This is a genomic window from Hoylesella oralis ATCC 33269, assembly GCF_000185145.2.
Lineage (GTDB): Bacteria > Bacteroidota > Bacteroidia > Bacteroidales > Bacteroidaceae > Prevotella > Prevotella phocaeensis.
The window spans coordinates 901,466-925,103 of record NZ_GL833119.1 but is presented as its reverse complement, the minus strand read 5'-3'; the positions used below and the strand labels follow the sequence as shown (position 1 = coordinate 925,103).

Annotated in this window: 17 protein-coding genes; all 17 read right to left on the bottom strand. The window is 42.3% G+C overall.

The window, feature by feature from the left end; all coding sequences use genetic code 11:
- Nucleotides 1-268: 268 nt before the first annotated feature.
- Nucleotides 269-1,171, bottom strand: a complete 903-nt coding sequence (locus tag HMPREF0663_RS06450) for a hypothetical protein (RefSeq protein ID WP_004369520.1) — start codon at nucleotides 1,169-1,171, stop codon at nucleotides 269-271.
- Nucleotides 1,172-1,181: 10 nt separating this feature from the next.
- Nucleotides 1,182-3,149 (bottom strand): TonB-dependent receptor plug domain-containing protein, encoded by a 1,968-nt coding sequence (locus tag HMPREF0663_RS06445; protein WP_004369519.1) that lies wholly within the window; start codon nucleotides 3,147-3,149, stop codon nucleotides 1,182-1,184.
- Between the two features lie 11 nt (nucleotides 3,150-3,160).
- Entirely contained in the window at nucleotides 3,161-3,952 is a 792-nt protein-coding gene (locus HMPREF0663_RS06440) for an HmuY family protein (protein ID WP_004369518.1), read from the bottom strand.
- 6 nt (nucleotides 3,953-3,958) lie between these two features.
- On the bottom strand, nucleotides 3,959-4,546 hold the full coding sequence (locus tag HMPREF0663_RS06435; protein ID WP_004369517.1) for a calycin-like domain-containing protein: 588 nt from the start codon (nucleotides 4,544-4,546) through the stop codon (nucleotides 3,959-3,961).
- Entirely contained in the window at nucleotides 4,543-5,022 is a 480-nt protein-coding gene (locus HMPREF0663_RS06430; RefSeq protein WP_004369516.1) for a hypothetical protein, read from the bottom strand. The genes HMPREF0663_RS06435 and HMPREF0663_RS06430 overlap by 4 nt, the downstream gene beginning before the upstream one ends.
- Nucleotides 5,023-5,211: 189 nt before the next feature.
- Nucleotides 5,212-6,309, bottom strand: coding sequence for a DNA/RNA non-specific endonuclease (locus tag HMPREF0663_RS06425; RefSeq protein WP_004369515.1), 1,098 nt, complete (start codon nucleotides 6,307-6,309; stop codon nucleotides 5,212-5,214).
- A gap of 27 nt (nucleotides 6,310-6,336) precedes the next feature.
- The gene (locus HMPREF0663_RS12055) at nucleotides 6,337-6,513 is read right to left on the bottom strand and encodes a hypothetical protein (RefSeq protein ID WP_004369514.1); all 177 of its coding nucleotides are present in this window, start codon (nucleotides 6,511-6,513) and stop codon (nucleotides 6,337-6,339) included.
- 14 nt (nucleotides 6,514-6,527) lie between these two features.
- On the bottom strand, nucleotides 6,528-8,546 hold the full coding sequence (locus HMPREF0663_RS06420) for a hypothetical protein (RefSeq protein WP_004369513.1): 2,019 nt from the start codon (nucleotides 8,544-8,546) through the stop codon (nucleotides 6,528-6,530).
- A gap of 251 nt (nucleotides 8,547-8,797) precedes the next feature.
- Nucleotides 8,798-9,118, bottom strand: a complete 321-nt coding sequence (locus HMPREF0663_RS06415) for a DUF3467 domain-containing protein (protein ID WP_004369512.1) — start codon at nucleotides 9,116-9,118, stop codon at nucleotides 8,798-8,800.
- 27 nt (nucleotides 9,119-9,145) lie between these two features.
- Nucleotides 9,146-11,860: a C10 family peptidase gene (locus HMPREF0663_RS06410; protein WP_004369511.1), complete on the bottom strand. Its 2,715-nt coding sequence runs from the start codon at nucleotides 11,858-11,860 to the stop codon at nucleotides 9,146-9,148.
- A gap of 614 nt (nucleotides 11,861-12,474) precedes the next feature.
- The gene (gene rpoC, locus HMPREF0663_RS06405) at nucleotides 12,475-16,806 is read right to left on the bottom strand and encodes a DNA-directed RNA polymerase subunit beta' (RefSeq protein WP_004369510.1); all 4,332 of its coding nucleotides are present in this window, start codon (nucleotides 16,804-16,806) and stop codon (nucleotides 12,475-12,477) included.
- Between the two features lie 46 nt (nucleotides 16,807-16,852).
- Nucleotides 16,853-20,665 (bottom strand): DNA-directed RNA polymerase subunit beta, encoded by a 3,813-nt coding sequence (gene rpoB, locus HMPREF0663_RS06400; protein WP_004369509.1) that lies wholly within the window; start codon nucleotides 20,663-20,665, stop codon nucleotides 16,853-16,855.
- A gap of 223 nt (nucleotides 20,666-20,888) precedes the next feature.
- Nucleotides 20,889-21,266 (bottom strand): 50S ribosomal protein L7/L12, encoded by a 378-nt coding sequence (rplL, locus tag HMPREF0663_RS06395; RefSeq protein WP_004369508.1) that lies wholly within the window; start codon nucleotides 21,264-21,266, stop codon nucleotides 20,889-20,891.
- 72 nt (nucleotides 21,267-21,338) lie between these two features.
- Nucleotides 21,339-21,857, bottom strand: a complete 519-nt coding sequence (gene rplJ / locus HMPREF0663_RS06390; RefSeq protein ID WP_004369507.1) for a 50S ribosomal protein L10 — start codon at nucleotides 21,855-21,857, stop codon at nucleotides 21,339-21,341.
- Between the two features lie 18 nt (nucleotides 21,858-21,875).
- Entirely contained in the window at nucleotides 21,876-22,568 is a 693-nt protein-coding gene (gene rplA / locus HMPREF0663_RS06385) for a 50S ribosomal protein L1 (protein ID WP_004369506.1), read from the bottom strand.
- Between the two features lie 20 nt (nucleotides 22,569-22,588).
- On the bottom strand, nucleotides 22,589-23,029 hold the full coding sequence (rplK, locus tag HMPREF0663_RS06380; RefSeq protein WP_004369505.1) for a 50S ribosomal protein L11: 441 nt from the start codon (nucleotides 23,027-23,029) through the stop codon (nucleotides 22,589-22,591).
- Between the two features lie 57 nt (nucleotides 23,030-23,086).
- Complete coding sequence (nusG, locus tag HMPREF0663_RS06375) at nucleotides 23,087-23,632, bottom strand: transcription termination/antitermination protein NusG (protein ID WP_004369504.1); 546 nt, start codon at nucleotides 23,630-23,632, stop codon at nucleotides 23,087-23,089.
- Nucleotides 23,633-23,638 lie beyond the last annotated feature (6 nt).

Below are 23,638 nucleotides of genomic sequence, written 5' to 3'. Positions count from 1 at the left end.
ACATTCAAAAATTCCAAACAAATAAAACATCTGAATAATTCAGAAAAATAAGCAGTTTTAAAGCTATCGATTTAAGATTATTTTCAAGGCCTCGGATGCCCTAATCTACATCATTTCCTTATAATGCAAAGCACAAATAATTTTGAAAGAAATAAGAGGTGTGAAAAACAGATATACAGTCTATCAAGCATAGATAGACTGTATATTCGGTGCAAACAAAGCACCTATCAAACATAGGCGTATACTTTTATTATAAAAGGCATCCCAACTATATCTCATTTCCTTGTTGTTTTCTTGTTTTTCTTTTTATCCCTTTAGTCCAAAAATAAACGGCAAGCATCACGAAAACAATAAAAATAGAAAACATCTGCACAATGTATTTCTCCGGTTCCACCCATATTTCGGTAAAGAAATTCATCCGTCCAAGTATCTCGACCGGCGTCCAAAAGATAATCACTGTAGCTATTGCCATGCGTATATTGGCACCCCATGCAGCAATATGGAGTTCTTTCTTGAACATGAAGATAGAGCCTATAAAGCAGCCGATACCTACAAGAAACGTTACCGGATGATGGTCGCCGAGGAAATTCTTATCATAACAAAACATCAATAACAGATACATTGCCCATAACATCATATTCAGTTCCATGAACGTAACGATAGAAGTATGGCGCGTCATGGGTTGAAATACAATCTCCGAACGCCGTTTGCCAAAGAAACGTTTCTGCAACCAAGTAATGAAATCACACCCGTTCTTAGTACTGAAGATATACATTGTCATGGTCATCATCCACATGCCGAACGATGCCGGCATAATCAGGTATTCGGGCTTCGTTACTACAATGCCGTTTTCAATCTCCGGCTGTACGCCATAACGACGGGCATAATAAAGGAAAAGAAACTCTACCCAACCTGTCCAAAAGAGCAACCCTCCGAAGAGTCCCCAAAGCGTCTGACGCGTATCGCCCTTAACGAATACGCCGACAATAACCATAATCAGTCCTGCCAATCCCATTATAAAGCCGGCATAATGTATCGCCACAGGCGACATAAACCGCTCCATCAGTATCATCAGCGTATGGCCCAACGGCATAGAGAACAACACAAGAATGAACGAAGCGATCGTGCGCCACCAATAAATCTTATATGTATTTTTGCTTTCCTGTTCCATTTATTTATTATTAGAAAATCTTATCAACATCTACGGAAAGGCCTACCATCAAGTTCGTACCGTCTGTAAGCGGACAGTTCAGATAATAATATTCTGGCTTATAGTTAAAGAGATTATCGAGTGCCACGGTGAGTTTCACGGCTTTGCCGAGGCGCTGAACCAAAGAAAACTTCCACAATGTATATGCCGGATAGTGGATATTGTTGACACCTTTCGAGATATCGTAATAATCTACATACTCTATATTGTTCACATCCGACAGGTATCGCCCGTCCAGTCCCACATTCAGCCCGTAATACTTGCCGAACTGACGATCCCAATCGATATGGGCTGTCAGTGAATGTTTACGTGCCGGAATGTACTGGTTGTTCACCGAACGGTCGTTCTTATCCTTAGGCAGATGCTCATCAGTAAAAGCATACGCCAGACGCGCAGTAAGTCCGTTGCTCCATCGTGCCTGTGCCGTTGCCTCTGCACCTAAGACCGAATAGTCCGAAAGGTTCAAATAAGGCAGATGGGGCATAACATCAGAAGGATTGGCATAATAAGGTGCCCCCGTTGCTATTTTATTATTGATGCGGTTATAATAACTGCTGACCGTAAAATTATAATGGTTTTTAGTATATTCAGCGGATAGGTTGAAGTTATGACTGACTTCTGCTTTCAAATTAGGATTACCTTCCACGATCCATATTCCCGCCATATCAAAATTATAGTATTTCTCTTTAAGCGTGGGAGCGCGGAATCCCATGCCATATCCGAAGCGGATGTTAAGATTATGCACAGGCTGATAACGGGCGCTTAGTTTAGGAGTGAGATGCGATGTATGCCCATTGGAAAAGTAGTCGTAACGCAATGCACCGACAATCTCCCATACTTTATCGATACTCCAATCGTACTGTGCAAAGGCATCGAAAGAGTCTTGTTTGCGCGTATTACCATCAAGATTGGTATTGAAAAGATAATCGTGAAGATAATCGGCTCCGGCAGTCAGCACATCTCCCCCTCCGAAAGAATGATGATAGAGTAACCGAATAGAGTTCTGAACATTAGAATAATCACGGATATCAAGTCGGGTGATGCGCTGATAGTCCGACTTATCGTATTGATCGAAAGCGTAAGCTCCTTCAAGATTATCATGCTCTGAAAGTCTCCACTGTGCCCTCAGACCAGCAGAAAAATCACGGTATCGTTCCGGTGTTTCGACTGTTCGCACCAATTGCCGGAAGAAATAACCGGCACGTCCGGTTAGTTTAAGTTTATCAGACAGTGCATAAGTCAACTGCTCTTTGAAGTTCCATGTGGCATCGCCATATATAGTTGCAATAACACGTGTTACGGGATTGCTTCCGTTGTGCACGCTATAATTATCCGTTTTGTTACGGTTCATCGTGAACAGATTGCCCCATTTACCCTTACCCGTTTGCAACGAAAGCCCGTAACGCTGCTCATTATGGCGTGCCAAACGCGCATTAACGTTCAACACAAAGGGGCGTATGGCATCTTTGGTAATAATGTTGATGACGCCTCCGCTGGCATTCGAGCCATAGAGGGCAGACGCTGCACCTTTGACAATCTCTATATGATCCACATTTTCCATGCCCAGCCGAGTGAAATCCACATCGTCCATTGTTTCGCCGGCAAGCCGTTCTCCATCTACTAATATCAGCATGCTTTGCCCACCGAAGCCCGAGAAATTCATGTGAACCTGCTGGTTCATGGCATACGAGAACTCCACCCCGGGGAGTATTTGCTGCAACAAATCGCGTAAATTGGTTGCATCTGTCTTCTGAATATCTGCCGATGTAATGACTTTTGTCAGTACCGGAGTGTTAAGCAACAGCTTGGGCGTGCGCGTTCCTGTTATCACCACCTGCTCCAGTTCTATCGACCTACTCACAGTATCCGCCTGTTCCCGTCCCACCGAAAGAGATGGGAAGAGCAAAACGGACAGTAGGACAAAAGCATATTTTTTCATGTTTAAACTGCTTAATAAGGATATTTGTAATTGATGGTGAGCCAGCATTTTGCTCCTGCCGCATTCATATAGTTCTGCAATTGCACGGCTGCATAATTGCCGTTCTGCAATCGTATAATAAACACATGGTTATTGAGCGTGAACGAAGGCGGCATAGGAGGGATGTCGAGCGTGAGCCATGTTGATAACAGTTTATTGATCTTAATGCCTTGACAGCCTATCAAACTCAACAACATCTGCGACTGATCCGCCCATACAGCATTCTCTGTCCATTCGTCGGAAAGGAAAGTAGCGCCCGTAAACGATGAACTATTTTTCGGTAGTTCATCCATCGAAGTATAATTGGTTTCCAATACAGCACCATTATTCGTCCTTACATTGTCGCGGTGTATGGCAATACTCCACGACTTAGGTGCGGGCTGTACGTCGGTCGGAGTAAACGAACGTTTCTCGTTGTTCGATACTCCTTGCCCGAATACATCGAACCAATAAGTGTATATTCCGGTCTTCTCGTCTCCCGTACCCGATGTAAGCACTGTCGGTATGGGATAAGCAGTAAACTCGGTTTGCGCCTTCAATAGCCCCGCCGTGTCGCCCCGTTCTATGTATTGGTGCAACGAGTCGAAATCGATATAATACCAATTTTTCCAACTCGTGGCATCAACCAACAACTGCCCCTGCGTAACAACAGGGGCCGTAGGTACATCATCGTAAATGCCTTCAAAGATACCATTGCAGGCCGTAACCATCAACATGATGGCACAACCTGCAAGGTATTTCATGGATTTGAATGCAAAATACATAAATTATTACTCAGACTTTACACCGTTAAATGTTGCAGTAATGGGGAATGGCATATTGCCTATCGTGTAGGTGTTGGTAATTTTCAACTCTCCGTTCTCGCCCTGTACGATGGTAACATTGCCTTGCTTGAACGTATAATCGCTATCCATAGTAGTCTCACCCCCACTTACACAAACGAAATGAACCGTCAAACCGTCTGCACTGTAATCCCGAACATAGCTCTTGGTTGCGGCATCGAAAGGAATATTGCCGATGGTATAAGTCCCCAATGTGAGGTCTCCCATCACCGTACCGTTATACTTTTCTTCATGACTTTTAAGGTTAATGGAGCCGTCTGCATTCTTTGTAACAGTATAAACCGCATCCTTTGCCACATACGGACCAATCGTCCCGCCTACCAAGAGCGAGTTATCACCTTTATAATCTCCGACGATTGTCTCGCCTGTCTCGGCCGGCGAGAACTCGATGTTCTTAATTTCAGAAGCCTTGATCGTAACGGTTGTCCCGTCTGTCTTATTGATTTTAACGCTTTGTGCTTGCACTCCGGCAACGCCCAACAACGCAACTACTGCTAAAGTAAATATCTTTTTCATTTCTTGATAAATTTAAATGTTTTTGATGATGATTTCACAATAAACGCTCCGGTCTTCCCTCCAAGAGGGATATCCACAGTGCCGGTCTCGCTTACGATGCCGCTGCCGACCACCTGACCGCCAATGGCATAAACGATTACCCTGCTGCCTGCCGGAAGTCCTTCGCCTTTAAGCGAGGTACCGAAAGAGAAAACAGCACCCGTAGCCTTTTCCTCTGTCGAGGCTATGGCTGTTGTCTGATTGGTAAACTCGAACGATCTGAATTCGGTAAGAGGATATTCTACCGTTTGTTTCGCTGTCGTTAAAACCAATTTGTCCGCAGCAAACGTAACAACCGGTTTCTCGGACAAAGCGAAATAGGTTACCTCCCCATTTGCGCTACTCACCTTTACATAGTCGGCTGCACCGACCGGAATACCGGCCGAGAATGCCAACAATGCGAACGCAAGCGCTCGATAAATTGTTCTCATTTTCATATTAAAATTCCTTTATATTAATTATGTATATGAATCATTTGCAAAATTAAGCAAACAAAAAAGCAATTACAATACTCACTTCTTATGATTTTACACCTTATTACAATAAAGCTCCGATAGTTTTATATGTACTATCGGAGCCTGACAAATATTTAAAAAATCGCTACCCGAACCTACGAACGGTGCTGTTTAATCGCCATCATATTCCTCACGACCATCACCCGGACGCAAATTCCAAAACTTATAATCGATCTCTCCCTCTACCTTCTTCTCCACATTATCGGGCAGGTTACAGAAGAAATCAAGGCCTGTTCTTTTCTGTAATTCCTCTATCGTTATGGCATAATCGCCCTTGTTTGCACGCGTCTTTGCATCGGGTACATGTCTTGTCCATAAAGCAATGGCATGATACTTCCCATTTGTTTTGGCAAGAATTGCCATATAGAAATACTTAGGAACGACCATCGTAGGATGCGTGCCTTGAGGAAGCAAACGATCTATCGTGGCAGCCTTTACCACATATAAGGTATCGGTTACAGACTTTGCACGACTACTTCCTATCACCCACGAACGTACCAACTGCTCGAGTTTACTCCATACGCCACGGTTATGCTTTTGGTATTGCGGTTGCATGTTCGTAAGATAATACGTTTGCTTCTGCTGTAATTCAGAAGCCCTACGGTCGCCTGCCGGGCATAGATGCCCCCGATCAAAAACAGAACCGGTATTTTTATACTCCTGCAACGTGGTTCTTGCTTTTACCGGAAGTTCTTCATCTTCACAGAAAGCATCCTTACGAGGAACTATTTGTTTACCATTCGTCTTGTTCAGTTCGTAGCAAGTCCAGCGATTGGCACGCTTCTTACAGTCCCATTCCAGTGAATAATTCACGCCTAAATCTCCATCTGCATACTTTACCAACACCTTATTCGTTGCCCTATCGGCATTCAAATGGGGATATTCCAACCTGCCTACCTCCTTTCCCCACGCCTGTTCGTTTTTGTTTTTATTCTCTTCGTCATCGATAATGCCGGGGCCTTCCGGTGTAAAACCTAAATCGATTTCGGCTTGCGAGTACAGATAATCTTCGGATTTATTACCGGCATAAATCTTTACACCCAGTTTTTTAATAATCCGCACGCTATCATAGTCAGCCTTCTTTATAATCTTGACATCCTCCGTTTTATTCTTCAATTTAATCCGGATATCAGACTTATTTATCTGGCACTGACCAAACACATTAATTACAGTAAAGGGCACAATTACCAATAACAAATATCTTTTCATCTCAATTAAATATTTTATAATTAATATTTATTCTTCAAATTCGAAATCCATGGACTTGCTTGCAGCCTCATCGGCATCACCCGCCGAGCTTTGCCCGCCTATATTTATATCTCCTTCCTCTGAGATATGAGAAGAAGAGCCTGCCAATATTTCGTTACGACACACTGTTTTCCAGCAAACAGGAAATACATATACCTTTTTCATTTACACTTTTTTGCCTACCTAATAACTATTTTCTTTCCATTTACGATATAAATACCCTTTTGCAAACTTTGCAGACTATTGCCGACATATCGCCCGCAAAGATCATAAACCTTGTATTCCTGCAGCCGGTCTTTTTCGATCATAGGAGCGATTGCTGTAGGACCGGAGCCCTCTGTATCTGTCATAATTTTTGCAGAAACACTATTTACGGGAATTTTAAAATAAGCGCGAACGCCTCTTATCCTTGCCTTATCTTCTGTCTGCGGATAGGCTAAAGAACCGTTAGGCTTAAGAAATCTTTCTGTTTTATTCGTTTTCAAAGTCAACGGGCTGTACGTTCCTGCAAAGCTGTAGCTACCGTGCGTGACGGTTATTTCATGAACCGGCTCTATATCCACATTCTCAAAATAAAGCACAGATAATTCCGCTTCAGGCTTTATCAGGTAAGGTTTACCGGCTTCTATCGCATCCGAAGGTTTGAACTTCATTATTTCTCCGGCAACTGTGTCGTACTCTCGAAGTTTACAGCCTTTAATCGTTGTGCTGAAAGGTAGGCACAACGTATTCCAATAATTTGGCGACAAAGTACGCAATACCCTCACTGTAGCATGCTCAATTCGCCTTTTGGGAATTGTAAAAGGCCTCTGTTCGTCGATTACGTACACCACCGGATTACGATTATTTTCGAAAATAGGGCAAATTTGCTTCCCCCCTTCTGCCGTTGGCAAGGCTATTCCGGTGATATCGACAATGGAACCGGCATAAGGAGGTATATATTTTTTATTCGAAAGATGGAAGCAATCAGCCACTTTAATAGCACTTCCATCTGCGTTACCCCTCCCTTCTTCACCTACTATGACATCCTTCAATGTTACCCAGTCGGAATAATGGTCGGAATAAACAGTAGGTGTAATCGTCTTAGGCTTTACATCTGATTCGGTTACTTTATCTGCAATAATCAGATAGATGGTATTGGTATGTTCGGTAGACTCAAACACCGCCATTCCATCTTTTATTTCTTTCTTGCCGATAACCCACCCTGCAATGTGCTGATTATGCATAAACGTTCTGCTTGCATGGGGTATATGGCAGCGCATGGCACCGCTGTTATCTCTCACATACGCCTTACCATCCTTTGCAAAGAGTACGCGTGCGTTTTGCTCATCTTTTAGATATAAACATGCCTCAGTACCATCCTGCAGTTCCTTAAATGCCCCGATAGTCTTTACAGTAGGGCCTAATGTATAGGTACGGGCAACCACATTGCTTGCTTTACCCGCCCTATTATAAGCAACAGCCTGCACTTTAGCGGTTTCAGACAGTATGAACGTCTGCTCTCCGACCACTTTCTGCGCATTATCTTTTGTTGGAGTAACCCTGCTGTTTATATTGTAATAAACCGTTGTTCCATGCGGTGCTTTGATGGTGAAAGTGGGTTTATGCTCCTTATTATTAATCAACCAGAATGTAAAATCGTTCGGCAGAATGGGTTCGGCAACAGGTGTATTGGGATCGGGAGCAGCAGTTTCCACTTTCAAGTCATCAAGAAAGAAACGGTTATTCTTAGGCTTTTCCGCCTCTATAGTAATGGTCGGACTCTCTTTAACATCGGTAATAGAGACCGTATATTCCATAAATTTGCCCTTATTTATCTGTATGATACCTTTGCTAAGTTTACCGTTGGAAATAGATACTTTTATCGCCGAATGCTCTTTCCTGTTATTCCATGCGCCGGCTCTAAAGGTAAGCGTCGCATTTCCTTCGAACTTTAAAGAGGGCGTTTTTATAGAACCGCCTTCGTTAGTTTTACCGAGTTTTATACATTTATTCGCCTTATACACATTCTGCAAGGTAAAGTTATTATAATTATCAGGAACTGTAGAATATCCTTTAGGTGCCCAATCATTATCATTACCGCCCTTATTAGTAAACTCGTCAAAGGTTTCATTGAGAATTACACTTTGGGCAAAAGCCATATTATGGCACAAGAAAAGAGTCGTCACCGCCAGTGCCAACCGAAATGTCAGTTTCATATAGATTTGTTTTAGTTTGAGTTTTTGGATATTAAGATCCGGTTATATTAGTTTTATAAGTTTGTTATATGCAATGTCGAATGTTTCTATAGAGTAATTACCAAGTGCAAATATACCATTTTTGTTTTAAAACAACAAAAAATATCTATAATTTGAAATAAAAAAGAGGTGTTCCTCTAATTCGAGCACACCTCTTTTATTACCGTTCTGTTTCACTAACCCTTTTTCCCAATTCGGCCCTACAGAGAAGGCTATGCCTCTCCTTTACTGCTATTGAATGGATCTATCGTCCGTTCTTGTTGATTAGGAATATTGATTTTACCGAACATTTGTTCATACTTATAAACATTCTCTTGCAGGGCTGCAAGCAAACGCTTGGCATGTTCCGGTGCCATAATAATACGACTACGCACTTGCGGTTTCTGTACTCCGGGAAGAATACGTACGAAGTCGAGTACGAAATCAGAACTGGAATGAGTAATCAACGCAAGGTTTGCATACTCGCCCTGTGCTACATCGGGATTTAACTCAATTTGAAATCCCAGCTGATTTTCATTGTTATTTTCTGCCATAATAAAAACATATCTTTAGATAACACCTTATTTTATCCGTACTTTCAATACTTTTTCATCGCTATCGGAACTTGCCTTTACGATATAAACACCTTTCACAAAAGAGGAAAGAGAGAACTTAAACTGCCTATCTCCCTGCATTACAAATCGTTTAAAGAGCACACCATTGGAACTGAAAACAGACACGGTACGCAGATTATCCCCCGTTACTGTAACTTCATTCCCTTCATACCAAACATTTAATGGGCAGTTATCTGTCTCTGCTCTCTCTATTCCTAAGGTAAGATAATCGGCAAGCGTTACCTTGCTTCCTTCAAAAGTGACATAATGAGCAGGTTGTTCAGGGTTCCATAACTCCACTTCACTGCCATTAACAACACCTTTAACTACCACACGATAAGGCCGCTTATTAAGTACCTTGATATCTTGGGGCTTACGCCAACCCGTATAAATAGCGGTGGCTACTCCCGAAGAAATGGAAACTCGTTTCCATTCGCTCCACAAGGGAATTTGCATCTTTGTTTCACTATCCTCCAATAAAAGCTTTATGCTGCCGTCATAGCTACGATGAGTGTTCGCTGTTAACAGTAAACCGAATTTCAAAAGAGAATTCTGAGAAAAGTCTATCTTATTATTATCGATATCATTCCCACTGCCATCCAGCACCTGTACTACCACTTTCTCCATCAACGATTTCTCATTCACTTTGGCGACATCGATATAGGCTGTGTCTTTATCATGGATATTCTTCACCCCATAACGTACAGCATGGGCATCATCCGTGCCGCCTTTTCCATCGTTGCCAAGTACTTCTATATATACTTGATAACGTTTGGGAACGATATCGGCAGGCAATGAAACCATAACAGGCACATTCGATATCGAAAATCCATCGAATTCAGTAACCCGTTTGGTACGACTTTCAACAACCACAGAGTCATTCTCATCTTTTAATTGCATTTTCACATAACAATCACGGAGCATACCGCTCAAGTTCTTCAACCGTAGAACTACTTTAGCCATATTGCCCGGTTCCAGCTGCTCTCTAAGTATAGGATTTTCCATTAATTGGAAACCTGCCTGCATATTATCCTCCTCTGATATGCGCACTATATTGCCTCTAAGTTCGATCTCCATATTGGGTGCTCGCTTCATTTTCAGCCAATCATCCCACTCTCCGTTGTCTTTTGCAGCCGCACATAAGGGAACAAAACGATAATAACCGTCCTCCAAGCCGGATAGATCTATCTTGACATATTGCGAATCTACGATAAGCGCATCTTTTAACATGTACCCCTGATTGTATTGTCCAAACACACGTTGCGTGAAACTTCCATTGGCATGATCATTCGAAGCACATAACTTCACGCGTTCTCCTTTAGAATCATAAATACCGATTCCGATATCTCCATTGAATGCCTCTCCTCTATTCACGAAATAGGCCATCCTCACATCGGGCATCTTGCTCCGTTCGAAGCTCTTTCCCAAACCTTTCGGCAACGATAAATAGCCTTCGCTATTGAACACGAGTTGCGGACTGTCTTGCATCAATTCTTTATCTATCGGCAACACATCCGGCTTATTGGGATGTGCAAGAATAGCTGTGAGCCCCCTTCTAAATGAGAGTGACTTGCCATTAAACTCGTTTCCGGACTGCGAAACATCGAGTGCAGTAAGCGAATAATAACCATCGCTCTGCCCATCCCACCCGAAGTTCATGTGGAAAAGGCCGTTTTCATCGAAGCCATCGGTTACCCATGCATGGCCCGAGATACTGCTACTACTGGAACCTGAAAGGTAAACAGGAAAACCATTGAGTATTTCTTTTTGCAAAATTTGGGCAAAACCGGCAGGTCCTTCCAAATCTCTTGTAACGTAAGCTGCCGTATAATCGAAATTCAATTTAAATGCATAAAAAGCCATCCAGCTACTAGCACTGCTCGATCTTGGCGTATATTGCATATTTACAGATATGCCCGCGTCGCTCATCAGCAACGCTACAGCATCATTCTGTGCAGCAGTTGCTTGAACCGGATATCGATAATCGGGCAACATATTTTCCCAATCGTAATGCGATTTGCTGAAATCAGCAGTCTTAGTTTCGCGATAATAACTCACTACATAGTCATTCTTCCCCTTACCTTGTGCAGGCCAACGATGATAATACATTAGTTGTGCCATCGCCGTAGCTACACATCCCGAATAAAGATGCCCCGTTTTAGCATTATAGGGATAACCTTGTCCCCACTTACTTTTCACCATCGGAGCCACTTCTGTTACACGGCGCACAGCTTGCTGAATAGGAGACGAAGCCACGGCACCCTGCTTCAGGTGATAGTATTGCTGTGTATAACCAGCCAACAACAGACGCACTCCGTCATTAGCATGCAATGTATCGAGGGCTCCTTCGCGACTGTAGGCTAGGACCTCGCCCATCCTGTCATCACCGGCAACTACGACGAACCCTTGCCCCTTATTATCATTGAATATATAGAGCGGCAACTCTTTCTTTCCGCTCACGCTGCGTGTCTGTACACCTTTGCGGGTATCACGACTCGGGGTAATATATTTCTTGGCAATCTGCAGTGCCTGCTTGGGCGAAATATGAGCCGCCCGAAGCGGACAAATATAAGAAAAAAGTAATGAAATACTTACCAGTAAAGTTAATGCCTTATTGGAATTTCTCCGATTAATCATTAAAGAAACAAGGTTTTTACAAACTTCAATTAAACTTTGTGTCATTTTTATTATTTGTTTTGTAGATATTGGAAGACATGGAGGGATAAAATCATCAATATATTATTTTGAATAGTTAAACACTTAGAAAAAGTATGCGAGTCGATTACTGTCCGAGTTTTGCACTTCAATATAGTCTGCAATTATCTCAAATACCCCTCATCTATCGCTGCAAAGATACGAAAAAAAGCAGAATTCTTCATATATTGAACAAAAAAATAATACAGTTCCATACAAATTAGCAAATTTGACAAATGGGTACATCTTTACTATGTGTATACTTTAAATACCGGTTTCTCCCCAACTGTAAAAACAGGATAAAGTTAAATTTACGCATTTCTGAGAGAAAACATTCCGGTTTCTTCTACAGTTGAAAAATACATAATCGGCATACATATACTACAACAATCTTGATTAACCGATATATGTATCAAGAATAAATGCTGCTCATATCGATATCAGAAGTATCATTTATCCCGATATAACTTTCATTGTGTGCTTTAAAAACATACTCAAATAAAAAATCGCAAGCTATTCGGAACCTCCGAACAACTTGCGATTATAATTCGTAGAATAACAGAGAACGTACTCTGTCACTATCATCTATTTACGACAGAAAATCATTCTGCAGATGCACTTTGGTCTACAAAATCAAGCACGTTCTTACGGTTAGCTTCCATACGCTCGTACTCTTCTTTCGAACCAACGATAATCTTATCCCACTGACGAAGACCTGTTCCGGCGGGAATCAGATGACCACAGATAACATTTTCCTTCATTCCTTCCAAACGGTCTACCTTTCCACGGATAGCAGCCTCGTTGAGTACCTTGGTTGTTTCTTGGAACGAAGCGGCACTCATGAAACTCTTAGTCTGCAATGCTGCACGAGTAATACCCTGTAATATCTGAGTAGAAGTGGCCGGAACGGCATCACGAACTTGAACAAGTTTAAGATCGCGGCGCTTCAGACTCGAGTTCTCATCACGTAACTTGCGTGCAGAAATAATCTGACCTGCCTTCAATGTTTCAGAATCACCGGCATCGGTAACGACTTTCTTACCCCATATACGATCGTTCTCTTCCGCAAAATCGAGCTTATCAGCCATTTCCTGTTCAAGGAAAGTCGTATCACCGGGATCATTGATAAGTACCTTGCGCATCATCTGACGTACGATTATCTCGAAATGCTTATCGTTGATTTTCACACCTTGCAAACGATATACATCTTGAACTTCGTTCACAATGTATTCTTGAACGGCCGTAGGACCTTTGATTGCAAGGATATCGCTCGGGGTAATAACGCCATCTGATAGCGGTGTTCCGGCACGCACGGCATCGTGCTCTTGTACAAGAATTTGTTTAGATAGCGATACAAGATATTTACGCTGGTCGCCCGTCTTCGATGTAACGATGATCTCACGATTGCCACGCTTTACCTTACCCATAGTAACCTCTCCGTCTATTTCAGAAACAATAGCCGGATTGCTCGGATTACGAGCCTCGAAAAGTTCAGTTACACGGGGCAAACCACCCGTAATATCACCCGCACCACCAACAGCACGCGGTATCTTTACAAGAGTTTCACCCGTCTTGATAGTCTGTCCGTCTTCTACTACAACGTGACCACCCACAGGGAAGTTGTAAGTTCCAATTACCTTTCCGTCCTTACCGACAACATCACAAGTAGGAACCATCGACTTATCTTTCGACTCCATAATGATCTTCTCTGTAAGACCGGTAGTCTCATCAGTCTCAGCATGATAGGTTTTTCCTTCGACAACCCCATTGAATTTCAAGATTCCGGCATACTCTGAAACGATGACAGCATTAAACGGATCCCACTTAGCAATGAGATTTCCTTTAGTTACTTTGTCGCCATGTTTGAAATAGAGTGAACTGCCGTAAGGCACATTCAACGTACTAAGTACAATATTAGTATGGGGATCGACAAAACGGATCTCAGCAAGACGGCTGACAACTTTCTGGCATTTAATATCGCTCTCGCCCTCATTCTCCTCATAAGGAACAGTACGAAGTTCATCGAATTCTATTCTTGAATCGTTCTTAGCTATAATACTGGCATTAGCAGCTGCATTTCCGGCAACACCACCAGCATGGAACGTACGCAGAGTAAGCTGAGTACCGGGCTCGCCGATAGCTTGAGCAGCAATGACACCTACAGCCTCTCCCATCTGAACCATACGAGCTGTAGCAAGGTTACGTCCATAACACTTCATGCAGACACCGTGCTTACTCTCGCAAGTAAGTACCGAACGAATTTCAACACTTTCTATCGGAGATTCTTCAATAGCTTGTGCCTTATCTTCGGTAATTTCCTCTCCGGCAGCAACAATAAGTTCACCTGTCGTAGGATTAACAATATCATGAACAGATACACGACCAAGAATACGCTCGTACAATGTAGAGATGACTTCATCGCCGCTCTTCAAAGCTGTACATACTAGTCCACGTAACGTACCGCAGTCTTCTTCTGTAATGATCACATCATGAGATACATCGACAAGACGACGTGTAAGATATCCGGCATCGGCAGTCTTCATAGCTGTATCGGCAAGACCTTTACGAGCACCGTGAGAACTGATGAAGTACTCAAGCACCGACATTCCCTCCTTAAAGTTTGATAAGATCGGGTTCTCTATGATCTGTGCTCCTTCGGCACCGGCCTTTTGGGGTTTCGCCATCAAACCACGCATGCCGGAAAGCTGCTTTATCTGATCTTTGGAACCACGGGCTCCGGAATCAAGCATCATATATACAGCGTTGAAACCTTGGTCGGCCTCGGTCATTTCTTTCATCAAAACGTCTCCAAGCTCATTATTTACGTGCGTCCATGCATCGATAACCTGATTGTAACGCTCCGTATCGGTAATGAAACCCATTTCATAGTTGGTCTTAATCTGGTCTACCTCATCTTGTCCTTTCTGAACGATTGTTTCTTTTTCTTTCGGAATGATAATATCATCGAGGTTAAAGGAGAGACCGGCTACATAAGACATACGATATCCCAAATTCTTGATACCATCGAGGAACTCACAGGCGCGGGCCATACCTACGCCCTTGATTACATCGGCAATAATACCGCGTAATGTTTTCTTCGAAATAATATCGTTGAAATACCCAACTTCTTCAGGGATAATGCCATTCACAATAACACGTCCGACAGAAGTCTCGACCATCCGTTTCTGCAATTTGCCATCGATTAGATCGACAACAACAACTTTTACAGGAGCGTGGAGATCGCACTTGCCTTCGTTGTAAGCAATAAGAGCTTCTTCAGGACCGTAGAACATGAGACCTTCCCCTTTAGCCCCGGGACGCATCTTCGTAATATAATAAAGCCCAAGCACCATATCCTGCGAAGGTACCGTAATAGGAGCTCCATTGGCAGGATTAAGAATATTATGGCTTTGAAGCATAAGTACCTGCGCTTCGAGCACGGCCTCATTGCTCAACGGAAGATGAACAGCCATCTGGTCTCCATCGAAATCGGCATTGAATGCCGTACATGCCAATGGATGCAACTGGATGGCTTTGCCTTCGATCAATTTAGGTTGGAAAGCCTGAATGCCAAGACGGTGAAGTGTCGGAGCACGGTTAAGGAGAACAGGATGACCTTTCATCACATTCTCCAAGATATCCCAAATAACTGGTTCACGACGGTCAACGATCTTTTTCGCACTCTTAACCGTCTTTACAATGCCTCGCTCTATCAATTTACGAATAATAAAAGGCTTGTAAAGTTCGGCAGCCATCAATTTTGGAAGACCGCACTCGCCCATCTTCAATTCCGGCCCGACAACGATTACCGAACGTGCCGAATAGTCAACACGTTTACCAAGAAGATTCTGGCGGAAACGTCCTTGCTTTCCTTTCAGAGAGTCTGAAAGGGATTTCAACGGACGATTACTTTCGCTTTTGACTGCAGAACTTTTGCGAGAGTTATCAAAGAGACTATCGACAGCCTCCTGAAGCATACGCTTCTCATTACGAAGAATTACTTCAGGCGCTTTGATTTCTACAAGTCTCTTCAAACGATTGTTACGGATAATGACACGCCGATAAAGGTCGTTCAAATCAGATGTTGCAAAACGTCCGCCATCCAAGGGGACCAAAGGGCGAAGTTCTGGTGGGATAACTGGAATGATTTTCATAATCATCCATTCCGGCTTATTAATATTCGTCGAAGAACGGAATGACTCAACAACCTGAAGACGCTTCAACGCCTCTGTCTTACGCTGTTGGCTGGAGTCATTGTTTGCACGATCGCGCAACTCGTACGAAAGGCCGTCAAGGTCTATGTTCGAAAGCAAATCATAGATTGCTTCGGCCCCCATCTTAGCTATAAACTTATTAGGATCGGTATCATCAAGATACTGATTGTTCTGATCGAGTTGATTATCGATAATATCAAAATACTCCTCCTCTGAAAGAAGATCCATCTTATGAGAACCATTGAGTTCTACGCCTTCTGCATCTTTTCTTCCTTCAAGAGCACCCGGTTTGATTACAATATACTTCTCATAATATATAACAGAATCGAGTTTCTTTGTTGGCAATCCCAATAAATAACCGATTTTATTCGGCAAAGAACGGAAATACCATATATGGGCTACAGGTACTACCAGTTCTATATGCCCGCTACGTTCACGACGCACTTTCTTTTCAGTAACCTCTACGCCACATCGATCGCACACGATGCCTTTGTAACGTATGCGCTTGTACTTGCCACAAGCACATTCATAATCTTTCGTCGGACCGAAAATACGTTCACAGAAAAGGCCATCACGCTCTGGTTTATATGTACGATAGTTGATGGTTTCAGGCTTCGTAACCTCACCATACGAATTTTCAAGAATTTCCTCCGGTGATGCCAAACTGATGGTTATTTTGGTAAAATTATTCTTTACCTTTGTATCTTTTTTAAAAGCCATGCTTCTTTAACTATTAACTTTTAACTCTTTACGATTTATCTCATTCTTAGTCAAGTTTAACACTTAAACCAAGTCCTCTAAGTTCATGGAGCAATACATTCAACGATTCGGGGATACCCGGTGTTGGCATCGCATCGCCTTTAACTATCGACTCGTACGCCTTGCTACGCCCTACAGTATCATCTGACTTAATTGTCAGAATTTCTTGCAGTACATGGCTTGCACCGAATGCCTCAATAGCCCAAACCTCCATCTCACCAAAACGCTGTCCACCAAACTGTGCTTTACCACCGAGTGGCTGCTGAGTAATTAAAGAGTATGGACCGATGGAACGGGCATGCATTTTATCTTCAACCATGTGACCAAGTTTCAAGAAGTAGGTAATACCTACAGTAGCTGGTTGATCGAAACGTGTTCCCGTCTCACCATCGTAAATATATGTAGAACAGAGACGAGGAAGTCCGGCCTTATCCGTCCATTCCTGTAGGTCTTCAAGTTTGGCTCCATCAAAAATAGGAGTGGCAAGCTTCACACCGAGTTTCTTTCCTGCAGCACCGAGAATGGCCTCAAATATCTGCCCAAGGTTCATACGAGAAGGCACACCCATCGGGTTAAGCACCAAATCTACAGGACGCCCATCCTCAAGGAATGGCATATCTTCCATACGAACGACCTTGGATACAATACCCTTGTTACCATGTCGGCCGGCAAGTTTATCGCCAACCTGTATTTTACGTTTCTTGGCAACATAAACTTTCGCCATTTGAAGAATACCCGAAGGTAGTTCATCACCGATCGAAATGGCGAACTTACGGCGTTTAAGTTCTGCATCAAGCAACTTATACTTGCGGATATAGTTCATGATAAGTTTCTGAACAAGCACATTCTTATGTTCATCATTCGTCCATCCATTAGACTGTATACCGTCGTATTCGAGATTTTTCAAGGCCGCAGCCGTAAATTTACTGCCCTTTGTAATAATCTCTGCACCGGTATAATCTTTAACACCTTGCGAATTCTTTCCTTCGAGGAGAGTAAGCAGTTTGTCAACAAGAATATCCTTCAAATCATTATTCTTTGCCTCATACTCTTCATCTATCTTGGCAAGAGTGATTTTATCTTGCTTCTTGGTTTCACGAGTCTTTATTGCACGAGAGAACATCTTCTTGTCTATAATAACACCACTCAAAGAAGGGTTAGCCTTCAACGAAGAGTCTTTTACATCGCCGGCTTTATCTCCAAAGATAGCCCGAAGAAGTTTTTCTTCCGGAGAAGGATCGCTTTCTCCCTTCGGTGAAATCTTGCCAATGATAATATCTCCCGGCTCTACCCGGGCGCCGACACGGATTACACCATTATCATCAAGGTCTTTCGTTGCTTCCTCACTCACATTGGGAATATCGCTCGTGAATTCTTCTACGCCACGCTTAGTTTCACGAACATCAAGAGAATATTCATCTACATGTACCGAAGTTAAAACGTCATCGCGAACCATACGTTCAGAGATAACTACAGCATCCTCATAGTTATACCCTTTCCATGGCATATAAGCCACCAAAAGATTACGCCCTAAAGCTAGTTCGCCATTTTCCGTAGCATAACCTTCTGTCAGTATATCGCCGGCTTTCACCTTTTGTCCTTTATTACAGATAGGACGCAAATCTATCGTCATATTCTGATTAGTGCGACGGAATTTCGGAATTCGATATTCTTTCAATGCCGGTTCAAAACTTACAAACTCTTCTTCTTCCGTGCGATCGTAAAGTATACGGATCGTTGTTGCATCCACATATTCTATAACACCATCGCCTTCTGCAGTGATCATCGTACGCGAATCCTCGCACACTTTCTTCTCTAAACCGGTCCCAACAATAGGAGCATCATTATGGAGCAAAGGTACAGCCTGACGCATCATGTTACATCCCATAAGGGCGCGGTGCCCGTCGTCATGCTCTAAGAATGGAATAAGTCCGGCAGAAACAGAGGCTATCTGCTGTGGAGACACATCCATCAGGTCTACCTGATCGGGAGATACGACAGGATAATCTGCATCTTGGCGGCACTTTACATAATTACGAACAAAAGAACCGCTACTTGTCAAAGGCGCATTGCCCTGTCCAATGAGCTTATCTTCCTCTTCTTCAGCTGTCAAGAATACTATATCTTTGTTATCCATGTCCACCTTTCCATTCTTCACATTACGATAAGGTGTTTCAATAAAACCGAGTTCATTGATTTTCGCATAAACACAAAGTGACGATATAAGACCGATATTTGGACCTTCTGGGCTCTCTATAGGGCACAAACGTCCATAATGGGTATAATGAACGTCGCGTACTTCAAAGCCCGCACGTTCACGAGAGAGACCACCCGGCCCAAGTGCAGAGAGACGACGTTTGTGTGTTACCTCTGCAAGCGGATTGGTTTGATCCATGAACTGAGACAACGGATTCGTTCCAAAGAACGAATTGATTACGCTTGAAATCGTCTTCGCATTAATCAAATCAGTAGGTGTGAACACCTCATTGTCACGAACATTCATACGCTCGCGAATAGTACGGCTCATACGTGCCAAACCGATAGAGAATTGATTGGCAAGTTGTTCGCCAACCGTACGTACACGACGGTTGGACAAATGATCAATATCATCTACAGTAGCATTGGAATTTATTAGCTGAATCAGATATTTGATAATTTCAATAATATCATCTTTTGTCAACACACGGATATCCATATCCGTATTAAGTCCCAACTTACGGTTGATACGGTAACGACCAACTTCTCCTAAATCATAACGTTTATCAGAGAAGAACAGGTTTTGGAATACCTCGCGTGCACTTGCATCGTCTGCTGGATCTGCATTACGAAGTTGCCGGTAAATATAATTCACAGCTTCCTTTTCTGAATTGCTGGGATCTTTGGCAAGAGTATTGAAAATGATTGAATACTTACCTGCTGAATCAGCATCCTTATGGAGTAAAATCGTAGAGGCGCCACTATCGAGAATTTCATCTACATTATCAGCAGTTATCTCCGTCTCGCGCTCCATAATCACCTCATTACGCTCAATAGAAACAACCTCTCCAGTATCTTCGTCAACAAAATCTTCATTCCAACTCTTCAAAACTCTTGCGGCGAGTCTTCTTCCCACAGCTGCCTTTACATTCTTCTTATTGACTTTCAATTCTTCTGCCAAATCGAATATTCGAAGAATATCTTTATCTGCTTCATACCCGATAGCACGCAGTAATGTTGTAACAGGTAATTTTTTCTTGCGATCAATGTATGCATACATAACATTATTAATGTCTGTAGCAAATTCTATCCAAGAACCCTTAAACGGGATAATACGTGCAGAGTACAACATCGTACCATTCGCATGCACGCCTTGTCCGAAGAATACGCCCGGCGAACGGTGAAGTTGAGCAACAACTACACGTTCAGCTCCATTAATCACAAAAGTACCATTATCCGTCATATACGGGATAGTACCAAGGAACACATCTTGAATGAACGTTCCGAAATCTTCATGATCCGGATCTGTGCAATACAGTTTCATCTTAGCCTTTAAGGGCACACTATACGTGAGACCACGCTCAAGACACTCATCAATGGTATAACGTGGCGGATCAATATAATAATCCAAGAACTCAAGAACGAAATTATTACGTGTATCGGTAATCGGAAAATTTTCTGCAAATACCTTATAAAGACCATCATTCTTGCGTTCTTCAGGCGGAGTATCCAACTGCAAAAAGTCTCTGAACGACTTTAGCTGCACATCAAGAAAATCCGGATATGGCATCGGATTATGCACGCTGGCAAAATTTACTCTGTTATCAACAATTTTTGAAGCCATAAAAATAGGATTAGGGATTAGAATATTTCATGAACACAACATCAGAAAATTTCTATCACTTATATCATTAAATAGTAAAAGACATAAAATGGTTAGAACTCACCTACCGGGTAAATCCTAACCATCATTTATTGTTTATCTGTCAAATATTCTCTATCTCTATAGACAATAATATAAATTATATCCACTAAAAATAAGAGAACGAGTCAACTTTATTTCTCAATTACTTGAGTTCAACCTTAGCACCAGCTTCCTCAATAGCCTTCTTCAAGTTCTCGGCTTCATCCTTAGAAAGACCTTCCTTGATAGTAGCAGGAGCGCCATCTACAAGATCCTTAGCTTCTTTCAAACCAAGACCGCAAGCTTCTTTAACGGCTTTAACAACTTGAAGTTTCGTAGCACCTACCTCTGCGAGAACAACATCAAAAGATGTTTTCTCCTCTGCTGCAGCTGCATCACCAGCAGCAGGGCCAGCAGCTACAGCAACAGCTGCAGCAGCAGGCTCAATTCCATACTCGTCCTTGAGGACTGTTGCTAACTCATTAACTTCCTTAACTGTAAGATTTACTAATTCTTCAGCAATAGCTTTTATGTCTGCCATTTTATTCTAAATTTTATTGTTTTTATTTTACTTTGATTTGACTTTATGGGTAGGATTTTCATCCTCCTTATTTTATTCAGCACGCTCACCTAAAGTCTTAAGCACACCATGGATGGTACCAGCACTTGATTGGAGAGCAGAAACAACATTCTTCGCCGGAGACTGGAGCAAAGCGACAATCTCTGCAATGACTTCGTTTTTGCTCTTGAGAGCTGCAAGTTCACTGAGTTTGTCTGCACCTACATAAATGCTCTCTTCTGCATACGCAGCCTTGAGAGAAGGAATACCTTGGTCCTTATACTCCTTAAGCAGCTTTGCAGGAACATTAGCTGTTTGTGCAAACAAAACGGCCGTATTACCTTTCAAGCTTTCATACAAAGGCTCAAAATCAACATCTGAAGCCTCGAAAGCCTTGTGAAGAAGCGAATTTTTCACAACGACCATCTTAATCTCACTCTTAAAGCACTTGCGACGAAGTGCGCTTGTAGCCTCTGCATTCAAACCGGTTACATCAACCAAATAGAAATGAGGATACTCTTTCAACTTCTCGCCAAGTTCTACAATTATCGTATCTTTTACTTCTTTTTTCATTTTACAAAACTTTTAGAGTTATTCAACTGATTTCGGATCAATCTTAATACCCCTACTCATCGTGCTTGAAATAAAGATACTTTTGATATATGTACCTTTAGCAGCAGCAGGTTTCAATTTGGTAACGGTAGAAATAAACTCTTTGGCGTTACCATATATTTGTTCAGCAGTCATACTTACCTTACCGATAGAAGTATGAATAATTCCTGCTTTATCAACCTTAAAGTCAATCTTACCTTGCTTAACTTCCTTTACTGCCTTAGCAACATCCATAGTTACAGTTCCACTCTTTGGATTCGGCATCAATCCACGGGGACCGAGTACACGACCTAAAGGGCCGAGCTTTCCCATACAAGACGGCATAGTGATAATAACGTCAATATCTGTCCATCCGCCTTTGATCTTTTCTACATATTCGTCAAGACCAACATAATCAGCACCCGCTTCCTTAGCAGCAGCTTCCTGATCAGGTGTACAAAGACATAGCACGCGCGTAACTTTTCCTGTTCCGTTAGGCAATGAAACAACGCCACGGACCATTTGATTAGCTTTACGCGGATCTACTCCTAAGCGCACATCAATGTCAAGAGATGCATCAAACTTGGTCGTAGTAATTTCCTTAACCAATTTTGAAGCCTCTTCCAATGTATACACCTTCCCTGCTTCAACCTTATCAGCTACTGATTTTTGATTTTTTGTCAGTTTACTCATTTTCTTAATTGAAGTTATAATTATTTATCAGGGAAGCTCCCTTTTACAGTAATACCCATACTTCTTGCAGTACCGGCAACAAGCTTCATCGCACTTTCTACCGTAAAGCAGTTCAAGTCTTTCATCTTATCTTCAGCAATTGCCTTTACTTGTTCCCAAGTAACCGAAGCAACTTTCTGGCGATTCGGCTGAGCAGAACCTGTCTTCACTTTAGCTGCCTCTTTCAACTGTACTGCTGCAGGAGGTGTTTTAAGCTCGAAACTGAATGACTTATCGGTATAGTAAGTAATAACAACAGGAATTATTTTCCCTGCTTTATCCTGGGTACGGGCATTGAACTCCTTGCAAAACCCCATAATATTAATTCCCTTAGAACCTAATGCCGGTCCTACTGGAGGAGAAGGATTCGCAGCGCCACCTTTAATCTGTAATTTGATTAATCCAGCAACTTCTTTAGCCATTTCTTTTGTTAATATTTAAATTGATTTATAAAAAGAAAGACGTATCCGTAACAATATTTATCCTTCTTTTTCTACTTGCATAAAACTAAGCTCCAACGGAGTCTTTCTTCCGAAAATCTTAACCATCACTTTCAGCTTATGCTTTTCAGTGTTTACCTCTTCGATAACACCGCTAAAACCACTGAATGGACCGTCAATCACCTTTACTGTTTCATCAACTGTATAAGGAACATCCACGTCATTGATAAGTTCCGTCTCTTCCGCAGCTCCAAGCATCCGATTGATATCAGACTGAGGAACTGGGGACGGATCATCCAATCCTCCAAGAAATCCCAAGCAGTTTGGCATAAAGCGCAAAGTATGCGCCACATCACCTTTCAAAATAGCCTCAACAAACACATATCCTGGGAGACTGATTTTCTCCTTTTCAACACGTTTACCATTACGCAAAGAAGCATGTTTCTCAACCGGTATCAAAACCTGATAGACATGCGAAGCAAGCAACTCGTTGTGTTTCATTTCGGCCTCGATATATTCTTTCAACTTAGCCTCTTTTCCACTTACAGCGCGAAGCACATACCAATTCTTTCCAGTTTCAGCCATTTTTCC